Raw genomic sequence first — 10,499 nt, forward strand, 5'->3', positions numbered from 1 at the left:
CGAGTACGTCCAGTACACGGGCCTCCGGTCGGCGCACCGAGAGCACGCACCGGACACCCCTCCTTCCCCACGCACATCCGTCAGACACCCCCTAGACGCGTACGACGTCGGGGCTCTTGTTGAGGACGTGGTCGACGAATCCGGGGTCCTGGTGGGAGAAGCCGTCGCTGTCCTGGCGCCAGACGTGCGAGGTCGCGTGGTGGACGGAGAGTGCGGCGAGCCGCTCTTCGAACGGCCCGCCGACCGGAAAGCCCCGGTCCGACGCCAGCCGTGCCAACAGCGCGTCGGCCTCGGCGACCGCCTCCTGCGGGGAGTCGACGAACCGCTTCTGGATATCGGCCCATTGGGCCGCGTACCGCTCCCGGGAAGCCGATGCAAGCGGCCGTTCCCTGACGGAACCGTGCTGCTTCAGACGCTCGCCGAGTTCTCGGTCCGCAGCCTTGGTGTCACCTTCGTGGCGGGTCACGAGGCGTTCGTACTCGGGGCCGAAGCGCCGTTTCAGACCGCGCCCGATCCGACGGTGGCAGATCGTCGCCAAGAGGATGGCCGTCACGGCGACGAGCGTCGCGGCGACGAGGGCCGCGATGATGATCACGGCCCTGGACACGGCGGTCCCCCGCCGTTCCCGGCTCGTAAGTCGTTCTGCTGCATACCGTCGACTCTCCTCGGTTGATGGCGCGTCGGTGCCGACAGGAGGCGGAGAATCCGGAAGGGCATGGCCGGGACCTGCACATCGGGCTTCTCGTGCTCCTGGTCGCCCTGGTCCTCTTCGGCTACTCCAACCACTTGCTGTGGGTGGTCGCCGCGGTACTGCTCTTCGCCCTCGTGCACCGCGGACGGCGGGGCGGCTCGGGCCGCCATGGCGACCACCGTGACGACGACGACTACCGCGGCTACGACGGTTACCGGAATCACCGTGACCAGCAGCACCGCTGGGACCGGCGCTACGCCCGACAGCACCGTGGCCGCCGAAGCCGTGAGGACCGCCGCGACCGCGACCGCGACCGCGAAGAACCGCACTGAAGGTCAGCCGACCAGGTCGGCGAGGGGTTCGGTTCCGTCGATGAAGGCGCCGGCCAGCTCGGACAGGCGCCGGTTGTGCGCGCGGGCGTAGCTGCGCAGTGCCGTGAAGGCCTCCTCCATGCCGATGCCCTGGCGCTCGGCGAGCTTGCCCTTGGCCTGCTCGATCAGCACACGGCTGTTCAGCGCGGTCTGCAACTGCTCGTTGAGCACCGCGCTCTGCTGGGAGGAGCGCTGCTGCAGGAGGCTGATGGTGGCGACGTCGGCCAGGGCCTGGGCGACGGGTGTGGCGGCCGGAGCGAAGGGTCCGGGGAGGGCGCGGAACAGGTTCAGCGCTCCGACGACCTCGTCCCGCAGGCGCATCGGCAGGGCCTGGACCGCGGAGTATCCGCTGTGGCGGGCCTGCGCGACGAAGCGTGGCCAGCGGGCGGCTTCCGTGCTCAGGTCCGGGATGGTGACGGGTGCGCCGGTGTGGAAGCACTCGAGGCACGGGCCTTCGTCGTTCTGGAGCTGGAACAGTTCGAGCAGGCGGACCTGCTCGTCGGAGGCGGCCATCACACGGAGTTCACCATTGCGGTCCGCGAGGAGTACGCCGGCCGCGTTCACATCGAGCATGCCGACACATCTGTCGGTCAGCATGCGGAGGAAGTCGATCAGGTCGAAGTCCGCGACCAGGTTGTCCGCAAGTTCGACGAATGCCTTGGCGAGGAGCTGCTCATTCATCGTGTACACCTTCTGTTGTCAGGCATCGTCGGCGGCGCTCCGTTCCTCGTCCGCGTCCCGGTCCGGCGCGAACCGCAGCCTGCGGGCCACCACATCGGCCGCCACCTCGGCGAGCCGCCGTCCGTGGGCATAGGCGTAGGCGCGCAGACGGACGAACGCCTCCTCGATGCCCACACCGAGCTGGACGGTGAGCATGCCGGTGGCCTGGTCGACCTCGGCCCGGTAGCCGCCCAGCTCCTCGCCGCCCACCCGGTCGATCCGGGCACCGAGGAGCACGAGCGTGGCGGTGTCGGCGAACAGCATCGCATCGGCCAGTTCCGCGGAGTCGAGTTCGACCGGCACATCGGAGTAGAGGTCCAGCACTCCGGGACTGATCCCACCGATCCGCAAGGGGAACGCGAACACCGCCACCGCACCGGCGGTGACGGCTTCCAGGGCGAACACGGGCCATCGCAGCCGCTCCCCGCCGGCCCGCAGATCGGGCGCCAGGACGGCCGACCCGAGGGCGAAGGCATCCACACCGGGGCCCTCGCCCAGGGTGAGGTGGAGTTCTTCGACCCGCTCGCTCACCAGGTCGGTGGCGTACAGGGGATGGCCGGCCGAGTCCTTGGACATGGCCGACACCCCTGCACCGTCGATCGGAAGCGCGGCCACCGCGGCCGTGCACACGTCCGCCACCCCGATCCGTGCGCCGCGCAGGGCCGCCTGTTCGGCCACCAGTACCCGGATCCTGGCCGACCGGCCACCCGTCACAGCCATGGCCTCCGGGTGCCGGAGGGGAGCCCCGGGCCGGACGCGGCGGCCGGCGTCGTCCCGAGGGGCAATACCAGCGCCCGGAGCAGGGCCGTGCCGGGTGGCCTGTGGACCTCGCCGACCTCGTGCCATCCCCAGGACCGGAAGGCCGCCAGGCTCCTGATGTCGGACCTGGGCACCAGGGTGGCGCCCAGCGACGCGCGATGGTCGTCCAGCAGCCGCTCCTGCAGCCGCCGACCGAGTACGAGGGCCTGTTCGTGCGGGGCGACCACGACTTCGGAGATGGCGAAGACGTGACCGGAGGCGGTGAGTTGTTCGATGTCCCGGGGAAGGGGCTTGAGCAGCCCTCTCCACCAGGAGCCGTCACGCCGCAACGGGAAACCGAAGACGCATCCGAACAAGGTGGCCCGCTCCGCGACCAGCATGGCGAATCCGGGCTGCCGGACATCGCCCGTGAGGCGGTGCAGGAAGGCTTCCCGGCTGCTGTGGGCCGTACCCGCAGCCGGGTGGGAGGACTCCACGTAGAGGTCCGCCACGTCCTCTTCGAGTCCCTCGGCCTGCCATCGGTTCAGCCGCCGCAGGCGGACCGCGGTCATGTCGTCGGGACCGTACGGAGCCCCGCGGCGGTCCCTCTGAGAACGCCCCAGCGGAGACGTGTCCGTCACAGCACACCGCCCAGGGTGGCGGGGAGGGCGGGAGCGGGACGGTCGCCGAGCAGGAAACCGGAACGGGTGATGTCGATGATCCGGACCAGTGTGGGCGGTGGGTGGTGGAGCCTCAGGGTTCCTCCGGCCGCAGTGATGAGGCACCACGATGCGAGGAGGACGCCCAGGCCACTGCAGTCGCAGAAGGTGACGGCGGACAGGTCGATGTCGATCGTACGGATGCCGTCGTCCAGGCATCGCGCCAGCGGCGCGCGCAGCGAATGGATGGTGGAGATGTCGAGCTCACCGGCCGGAGCGATCAGAACCCTGCTGTTCTCGTCGTACCCGGGGGCGTTCGGATCGGGGACACGCATGATGGGGCGCCTCGGTTCGGGACCAGCCGGGCAGCACCGGTCGGCGCCGGACTCCCCGGCTCCTCCGGTCACTTCCCGGTGCGGATGTGCGCGCGGCGGGCAGGGCCGGTCCGGCAGCCTGCGTTCCAGGATGGGGACGAACCCGCCCTTGGATGCGTCGGGGCCGGGGGATCGTGAGTCCGAGCCGCGACACGGAGATCTGTGGCAGGCAACGCGCCGTCAGGGTCTGGAACGGGGACGTTCTGTTCGCAGCATAGCCCGATACCGGTATCGGCGGTGGGGCGCAAGCAGGCCTCTTCTGGCTGGTTGCCGACCGGCGCGCGGGCTCACCGCGGGCGCCCCACCGCGAGCCGCAGGCGCAGAAACGATCCGGCCCCGGGTGTGCGGGCGTGGAGGACGCGGATGCGTTGTTCGTACCACTCGATGGTGGTCCCGATGAGACGGGCGGCGACGACTTTTCTGAGGGATCCGGCGGTCGGGGGAGCGGTCTCGGGGGAGGCCATGAACACCACTTCCAGGGGTCTGCGGGGACGGTCGGTGTCGCCGCAACGTAGAAGTCCCCAGGTCAGCGGCATATGTGGCCGGTCATCACAATCAACCCCGGACGGATGTGTCCCGCCACCACGCTGCCCGGGTCCGATCCCCGCGGACCCCTTCTGGCGGGGGTGGACGTGCCCGGCCGGATCTGCGAGGAGCACCGCGGGCAACGGCCGGCCGGCTCGGCCGTTCACACGGTGAGCGCAACTGGACGCGCGGATCGGCGCCGGCGTGTGTCCTATGGGAAGGATGCGCGTCCTCCTCAGCCGTCCTTCCCGGGAGTGCCATGAGTCTGCCGTCCGAGCCGCTCGACGAGGTGTCCGCGACGGGGCGGACGGGTGCGTCGCGCGCCGGGCGGTTGGCGATGAGCTCGGTCTCGGCCGTGCTGATCACGATCACGTGCATCCTGGTGCCGGTCTCCCTGCTCACCGTCTGGGTGCACGACATCGTGCTGGACACCGGCCGCTACGTGTCCACGGTCTCCCCGCTCGCCTCGGATCCGGCGATCGAAGCGGCGGCCGTCCACCGCATCACCGAAGCAGCCGATGTCCGGGTCGACGGCGCCCAGGTCACGGCGGACCTGGCGAAGTGGTTGGAGGGCCAGGGGCTGCCGCCCCGCGTCGGAACGGCGGTCAAGGCGCTGGGGCCGCAGCTGGACTCGGCCGCGGACGCGGCCGTCTCCAAGGTGGCGACCCGGTTCGTCGAGAGCGACCGGTTCGAGACCGTCTGGACCACCGCCAACCGCGCCGCCCACTCCGCGGTGGTGCACGCGCTGACGGGTGAGGGCCGCGGCGCGGTAGGAGTCGAGGGGGGCACCGTCACCCTCGACGTCGGCGCCGCCGTGGAGAACGTCAAACAGGACCTCGTGAAGGCCGGACTGTCCCCGGCCGAGAAGATCCCCGAGGTCAACAAGCAAATGGTGCTCTTCCAGTCCGACGAGCTGGGGAAGATCAGAGGCGCGGTTCACCTGCTCGACGTCGTCGGCAACTGGCTGCCCGTGCTCACGGTGGTCCTCGGTGCCATCGGAGTGCTGCTCGCCCGGCGCCGTCGCCGGGCCCTGGTCACCGTGACGCTCGGCGCGGCCGCCGCCTGTCTCGTCTTCGCCCTCGGGCTGGCCGTCGTCCGCCACTACTACCTCGACCATCTCCCGGCGCAGGTTCAGTCACCGGCCGCGGCAGCGGCGGTCTTCGACACTCTGGTGCGGTTCCTGAGGGTCAGCATCCGCACCGCGCTGGTCCTCGGGGTCGTCGTGGCGCTCGGCGCCTACCTCTCCGGCGCCGGCCGCCTGCCGCGCGGCGTGCGCCGATCCGCCGAGCGCACGGCCGACTCCGCCGCCGTGTGGGGCGCCGCTCACGGGGTGCGCACCGGGCGGGTCGGCACCTGGGTGCAGGCCCACCGGAGCGGGCTCACCACCGGCGTACTGCTCGTACTCGCGCTCGTGTTCGCACTGTGGAACCACCCGACGGTGCTCACCGTCCTGCTGCTGGTCCTCATCCTGCTGGCCGTGCTCGCCGTCCTCTGCCTGCTGGCGGCCAGTGGCCGCAGCTCCGACCGGGCCGGGCAGCAGTAGCCGCGCAACGTCACGGCGTCGCGGGGTCCGCGGGCGTGCCGAGCCAGCCCGCGGGGAGCGGTTCGTGGGCCACCACGTACCCGACGGCGATGGCGAGGGTGATGACGAGGAAGAACATGATGAGCCAGGACAGCAGGACGAAGACCGAGCCGAGGCTGCCGAACTGCTGCATGCTGCGGTCGACGGCATGGGGCATGTAGACCCTCGACGCGATTGTCAGGAGTTGCTCCCCGACGCCGGCCAGCACCGCGCCGGGCAGCAGCGGCAGCCACGGGATCCGGGCGCCGAGCAGCAGGTGCTGGGTCCACCACCACAGCAGGGTTCCGCTGATCACGGCGAGGGTGAAACCGGTCGGCCGACCGGTGCCGAAGGCCGTCTGCACCAGCCCCTGGAACAGCAGGGCGACCAGCCAGACGGCGAGCCACGCCAGCCACCGCCACGCGGCCACCCGGACCTTGGACTTGGGCAGGTGCCAGGAGCGCTCGCACGTCTTCTGCAGGGCGCGGCTGCACGCAGTCGCCGACAGCAGCGTCACCACGACTCCCACCCCGCCCGTGCTCGCGGCAGCCGTGAGGTCGTCGGCGGCGTACACCGACCGCACCTGGTCCAGTGCGGCGTCCTGGAGCCCCAGGGTCGTGCGGATGGACGAGACCAGCTGGTCCTGGAGCCAGTCGGGGGCGAGGGCCGCGATGACGAAGACGGCCGGTACGGCGCCGAGGAAGGCCTGGGCGGCCAGCCTGGTCGCGCAATCCAGGACCCTCACGGTCGCGAGCTGCCGCAGGAGCCGGCTCAGGAGAGGGGTGTGCTTGCGCATCCAGTCGGGGACGGCGCGCAGGCGAGGTCCCGCCTCCGGTCCAGGCACGGTGAGACTCCTCGGGGCACGGTTCCCGGCGGCCGCGACCGCCCTTCCCCGAGAACAATGACGGAATTGCCCGTATCCGGCATTTCGCCACTCGGTCTCACTGCTCTCGTGATTGCATCTTTAACCGGCGCTGCGTCCGCGGGGACCGTTGAGGAGGCTGGATGTCCGGCTCGGCTGATGTCCCCGCACGCGCCAGGTCCGGGGAACGGCGTCAGCGGGGCGGCCTGTTCCCCCGGCCTGCGCGCGCCGTGCGCAGGGACCTGTCCCAGCTCGTCTGTGCGGTCGTCGGACTGGCGATGGGACTGCTGGTCCCGATGCTCCCGGTGGGGCCGCAGGTGGAATCCGGACGCGTGGCGACCCTCCTGTTCACCATTGGGTTCGGCGTCATCAGCCTGGTGAGCATCATCTACTCGATGCTGTTCCTGGTCGTGCAGTTCTCCGCCAGCACCTTCACGCCCCGCCTCGGCCTCTTCCGAGATGAGCCGATCGTCTGGCGCGCTTTCGCCTTCTCCGTCGGGGTGTTCGTCTTCAGCATCACCGCGGGGCTGGCCATCGGCACGAGGGCAAGCGTCTCGGCCGTCCTTCCCTTCCTCGCCATGCTGTTCACGCTGGTCGCGCTCGCACTCATGCGGACGCTCCAGATGAGAGCGTTCAGCTCGATCCAACTCGCCCATTCGCTGACCGCGATCGCCACTCGCGCGCACCAGCTGTTCGACGTGCTGTACGTACGGCCGTACGACGATCCGGGCAAGGTCAACGCGGCACCTCCAGCGACGAGCCGCGGCTCCACTGTCCGCTGGTCGGGACCGGCGACCGTGGTCCAGCAGATGGACGTACGCGCACTGGTCGACCTGGCGAAGACGCACCACTGCTCGATCGTCTTCCGCATCGCCCCGGGGCTTGCCGTGTCGCGGGGCATGGCGCTCGCCGAGGTGACGAGCGGTCACCTGTCCGAACGGGTACTGCGCGACTCCATGGTGACGGGGGTGGAGCGCTCCTTCGACCAGGACCCACAGCTGCCGTTCCGGCTGCTCGTCGACATCGCGCTACGGGCCCTCTCCCCGGCCGTCAACGATCCGGCCACGGCGGTGGATTGCCTGGACCACCTGGAAGACCTGCTGGCCCGCCTCGCCGACCGGGACCTGGACATCGGGTACTTCCCCGACGAGGAAGGCGAGTTGCGGGTGATGGTCCCGATGCCCGACTGGGAGCAGTACATCCGAACGGCCGTCGACGATCTGGTCTTCGCCGCCGCCGGCGCCCCGATGGCCCTACGCAGAATGCACACCCTGCTGACCCGGCTGGTGGAACAGAGTCCGGCCGGCCGGCACAGAGTTCTACGGGACCGGCTGCAGTGGGTCGAACGGGCGGGGAGCGATGCCTATCCGCTGATCTGGGCGAACTCCGAGGCGGGTTAGGCACTTGGCGTGAAACAGGCCCCGCCCGGGAGGGCGAGTCGGGTCGATGGGGCGGGCGATCACATGGACGAGGACGCCGCCCGCATCCGGGTGGTGACCCCACACGTTTTGCGCCCGGGCACAGGAGCGCGTCACGATGGACGAATGAGTCTCGCCGCCGCGACACCCGACGAGAGGTCATGGCGATTCGGGGTGCGTGGCCATGGTGCTTGACCTGCTCGTCATCGGCCTGGTCATCACGCTCCACCCGCTGCCGATCATGGCGTTCGTACTGGTGCTCTCCGCGCCCAGGGGCGTGTGGAAGGGGCTGGCCTTCATCGCCGCCTGGCTCGCCTGCCTCGTCGTTGTGATCGCCATCGTGCTCCTGCTCACGAGCGGGGAGCCGCCCGCGCCCCGTTCGCCACCTTCCACCGCCGCACTGGCGGCCAAGCTGGCCATTGGCACGGGGCTGGTCCTGTACAGCGAGCACCGGCGCCGCCGGCGCCGTACCGTGACCGCCACCTCGTCATCTTCCGGATCCGGTTCCGCCGGGACTTCATTGACGACCCGCATGGACCAGGCCTCCGGGTGGTCGGCGGCAGCACTCGCCGTGCTCCTCCAGCCCTGGGGCATGGTCGGTGCCGGAGCCGCCACCGTCATCGAGGCGGACCTCTCCCACCGCAGTTCGTATCTGGCTCTGCTGGCCTTCTGCATACTCGCCACGTCCAGCCTCCTGGCCATGGAGCTGTACATGGTGTTCGCACCCGAGAAGGCCGCGCTCGCGCTGACGGACCTCCGTGCGTGGCTGTCAGGACACAAGGACCAGGCCATCGTCGTCACCTGCCTCGTCCTCGGACTGTGGCTCGTGAGCCGGAGCCTTTACGACCTCACGCGCTGAGCCCGGAGGCCCCGGAGGCCCCGGAGGCCCGGAGGTGGTGCTCTTCCTGGTGCTGCCAGGTCCTCTCGGCGCGGTCAGGATCGGGGTGCGCAGGCGTGGCGAGCCCTCGCAGACCCCCTCCCGGCATCGCACCGGCAAGCCGGTCACGCCGCGCCGCGCAGGCCCTCCCCGGCGGCGACGGAGACAGGCCGGGTGGACGATCGATAGAGCTGCACCGTCCAGTCCCCGGGGTGCCGGCCGACGGGCAGGGTCCGCGCCGGCCCTCCCGCCGCGGCCCAGGAAGGAACAAGCCGATGACAGAGCCGAGCGCTCGATCCGACACACCGGTCAGCGGGACGCAACCGCAGGAGGCGGACGTACTGCGGCACATGCTCCGCAGCCCCGGCTACCTCAAGGCGCTCGCCTTCTGTGCCCTCATCGGCATCCCGGTGTCCCTTGCCGCCTTCTGGTTCCTCGTCCTGCTACACGAACTGGAGCACGGGCTGTGGGCGGACCTCCCCCATGCCATGGGCCGGGACATCCCGCCCTGGTGGTGGCCCTTCCCCCTGCTGCTCGTCGCCGGAACCACGGTCGGCCTCGTCGCCACCCACCTGCCCGGGGCGGGCGGACACGTCCCCGCCTCCGGACTGCACACCGGGGGCCCCTCGTCGGCCGCACTGCCCGGTGTGCTCCTGGCGGCGGTGGCCGGCCTGCCGTTCGGCGCCGTTCTGGGACCGGAGGCCCCACTGATCGCCCTGGGCGGCGGCCTGGCCCTGGTGTTCCGAGACCTCGCGAAGGTGCCGGCGACCCCGCAGAGCACCGCCCTCCTGGGCGCGGCCGGAGCGGCGGCGGCCGTTTCCGCGATCTTCGGCAACCCGCTGATCGCCGCGGTGCTCCTCATCGAGGTCGCCGGGGTGGGCGGACCGCAGTTGTTCGCGGTCATGCTCCCCGCCCTGCTCTCCAGCGGAGTCGGAGCCCTGGTGTTCACGGGCCTCGGCCGCTGGACCGGGCTGGAGACGGGCGACCTCTCCTTGAAGCTCCCCTCCCCGCTGCCCCGCCTGGACGTGGCGGACGTGCTCTGGGCGCTGGCCATCGCCGTGGCCCTCGCCGCGATCCTGGCCCCGCTGCTGGCGGGAGCCCGGCTGGTCGCGTCGTACGTGACGGCGCGACCACTCGTTCGGACCGTCCTGTGCGCCCTCGGCGCCGCGGCCTGCGCCGCCCTCTACGCGCTGATCACCGGCCGCTCACCCGCGCAGGTCGTCTCGTCCGGCCAGTCCACCCTCGCCGAACTGGCCTCCGACCCACACGCGTGGGGCGTCGGCGCACTGCTCGCCGTCCTGCTGTTCAAGGGCGCCGCCTACATGCTCTGCCTCGGCAGTCTGCGCGGCGGCCCCGTGTTCCCCGGGCTCTTCCTCGGCGCTGCGGCCAGCGTCCTGCTCTCGCCCCTGCCGGGCCTGGGTGTCGCAGCGGCGATGGCGGCGGGCATGGCGGCGGCCTCGGCGATCACCCTGCGGCTGCCGGTGAGCAGCGTGGTGCTCGTGGTCCTGCTGCTGGGCAGCGCCGCCCTGATGCCCGTCGTGATCCTGGCGGCCGTGGTCGCCTTCGTCCTCACCGAGCTACTGCCCCCCGGGCCGGCGGCGTCCTAGCTGTATTGCCCCGGGAGGTTGTGGACGGGTGATGCAGGTCTCGGCTGAGGCGTCTTGAACGGGTGAGGGCCTTCCGGGTTCGGTGTGGATTGCGAC

At 71.0% G+C, this 10,499-nt stretch carries 11 protein-coding genes; 5 read left to right on the forward strand and 6 right to left on the reverse strand.

From position 1 onward, the window contains the following. Positions 1 to 91: 91 nt before the first annotated feature. Positions 92 to 607 (reverse strand): hypothetical protein, encoded by a 516-nt coding sequence (locus tag ABT084_RS37025; RefSeq protein ID WP_351053998.1) that lies wholly within the window; start codon positions 605 to 607, stop codon positions 92 to 94. A 65-nt stretch (positions 608 to 672) separates the two neighbouring features. Between ABT084_RS37025 and ABT084_RS37030 the strand changes: the two genes are divergently transcribed. Then, positions 673 to 1,023 (forward strand): hypothetical protein, encoded by a 351-nt coding sequence (locus ABT084_RS37030; protein ID WP_351054001.1) that lies wholly within the window; start codon positions 673 to 675, stop codon positions 1,021 to 1,023. 3 nt (positions 1,024 to 1,026) lie between these two features. On the opposite strand, the gene ABT084_RS37035 is transcribed toward ABT084_RS37030, so the two are convergent. The 4 genes from ABT084_RS37035 to ABT084_RS37050 form a co-directional block, all read right to left on the reverse strand. Beyond that, entirely contained in the window at positions 1,027 to 1,743 is a 717-nt protein-coding gene (locus ABT084_RS37035) for a GAF and ANTAR domain-containing protein (RefSeq protein ID WP_351054003.1), read from the reverse strand. Positions 1,744 to 1,761: 18 nt separating this feature from the next. Further along, complete coding sequence (locus tag ABT084_RS37040; RefSeq protein WP_351054006.1) at positions 1,762 to 2,502, reverse strand: GAF and ANTAR domain-containing protein; 741 nt, start codon at positions 2,500 to 2,502, stop codon at positions 1,762 to 1,764. Further along, complete coding sequence (locus tag ABT084_RS37045; protein ID WP_351054009.1) at positions 2,493 to 3,092, reverse strand: hypothetical protein; 600 nt, start codon at positions 3,090 to 3,092, stop codon at positions 2,493 to 2,495. The genes ABT084_RS37040 and ABT084_RS37045 overlap by 10 nt, the downstream gene beginning before the upstream one ends. 65 nt (positions 3,093 to 3,157) lie before the next feature. Beyond that, a complete protein-coding gene (locus tag ABT084_RS37050; protein WP_351054012.1) occupies positions 3,158 to 3,514 on the reverse strand; it encodes an STAS domain-containing protein in 357 nt (118 codons plus the stop codon). Between the two features lie 823 nt (positions 3,515 to 4,337). On the opposite strand from ABT084_RS37050, the gene ABT084_RS37055 reads away from it, so the two are divergent. After that, positions 4,338 to 5,621 carry a hypothetical protein gene (locus tag ABT084_RS37055; RefSeq protein WP_351054014.1) on the forward strand — a complete coding sequence of 428 codons (1,284 nt, stop codon included), beginning with the start codon at positions 4,338 to 4,340 and terminating at the stop codon, positions 5,619 to 5,621. A gap of 10 nt (positions 5,622 to 5,631) precedes the next feature. Here ABT084_RS37055 and ABT084_RS37060 read toward each other — a convergent pair whose 3' ends face one another. Further along, positions 5,632 to 6,483 (reverse strand): YhjD/YihY/BrkB family envelope integrity protein, encoded by an 852-nt coding sequence (locus tag ABT084_RS37060; RefSeq protein WP_351054017.1) that lies wholly within the window; start codon positions 6,481 to 6,483, stop codon positions 5,632 to 5,634. Positions 6,484 to 6,731: 248 nt separating this feature from the next. On the opposite strand from ABT084_RS37060, the gene ABT084_RS37065 reads away from it, so the two are divergent. The 3 genes from ABT084_RS37065 to ABT084_RS37075 all read left to right on the forward strand — a co-directional run bounded on the left by ABT084_RS37065 (position 6,732) and on the right by ABT084_RS37075 (position 10,403). After that, positions 6,732 to 7,901, forward strand: coding sequence for a DUF2254 family protein (locus tag ABT084_RS37065; protein ID WP_351054020.1), 1,170 nt, complete (start codon positions 6,732 to 6,734; stop codon positions 7,899 to 7,901). Between the two features lie 202 nt (positions 7,902 to 8,103). Then, positions 8,104 to 8,778, forward strand: a complete 675-nt coding sequence (locus ABT084_RS37070) for a GAP family protein (protein ID WP_351054023.1) — start codon at positions 8,104 to 8,106, stop codon at positions 8,776 to 8,778. A gap of 293 nt (positions 8,779 to 9,071) precedes the next feature. Continuing rightward, entirely contained in the window at positions 9,072 to 10,403 is a 1,332-nt protein-coding gene (locus ABT084_RS37075) for a chloride channel protein (RefSeq protein WP_351054026.1), read from the forward strand. Positions 10,404 to 10,499: the final 96 nt, after the last annotated feature.

The organism is Streptomyces sp. NPDC002138 (assembly GCF_040296485.1).
In the GTDB taxonomy this organism is placed as follows: domain Bacteria; phylum Actinomycetota; class Actinomycetes; order Streptomycetales; family Streptomycetaceae; genus Streptomyces.

What these genes read in the sequence shown, in the direction of transcription:
- ABT084_RS37030 (WP_351054001.1), top strand. Translation starts at nt 673, where the DNA reads ATGGCGCGTCGGTGCCGACAGGAGGCGGAGAATCCGGAAGGGCATGGC.
- ABT084_RS37035 (WP_351054003.1), bottom strand. Translation starts at nt 1,743, where the DNA reads ATGAATGAGCAGCTCCTCGCCAAGGCATTCGTCGAACTTGCGGACAAC.
- ABT084_RS37040 (WP_351054006.1), bottom strand. Translation starts at nt 2,502, where the DNA reads ATGGCTGTGACGGGTGGCCGGTCGGCCAGGATCCGGGTACTGGTGGCC.
- ABT084_RS37045 (WP_351054009.1), bottom strand. Translation starts at nt 3,092, where the DNA reads ATGACCGCGGTCCGCCTGCGGCGGCTGAACCGATGGCAGGCCGAGGGA.
- ABT084_RS37050 (WP_351054012.1), bottom strand. Translation starts at nt 3,514, where the DNA reads ATGCGTGTCCCCGATCCGAACGCCCCCGGGTACGACGAGAACAGCAGG.
- ABT084_RS37055 (WP_351054014.1), top strand. Translation starts at nt 4,338, where the DNA reads ATGAGTCTGCCGTCCGAGCCGCTCGACGAGGTGTCCGCGACGGGGCGG.
- ABT084_RS37070 (WP_351054023.1), top strand. Translation starts at nt 8,104, where the DNA reads ATGGTGCTTGACCTGCTCGTCATCGGCCTGGTCATCACGCTCCACCCG.
- ABT084_RS37075 (WP_351054026.1), top strand. Translation starts at nt 9,072, where the DNA reads ATGACAGAGCCGAGCGCTCGATCCGACACACCGGTCAGCGGGACGCAA.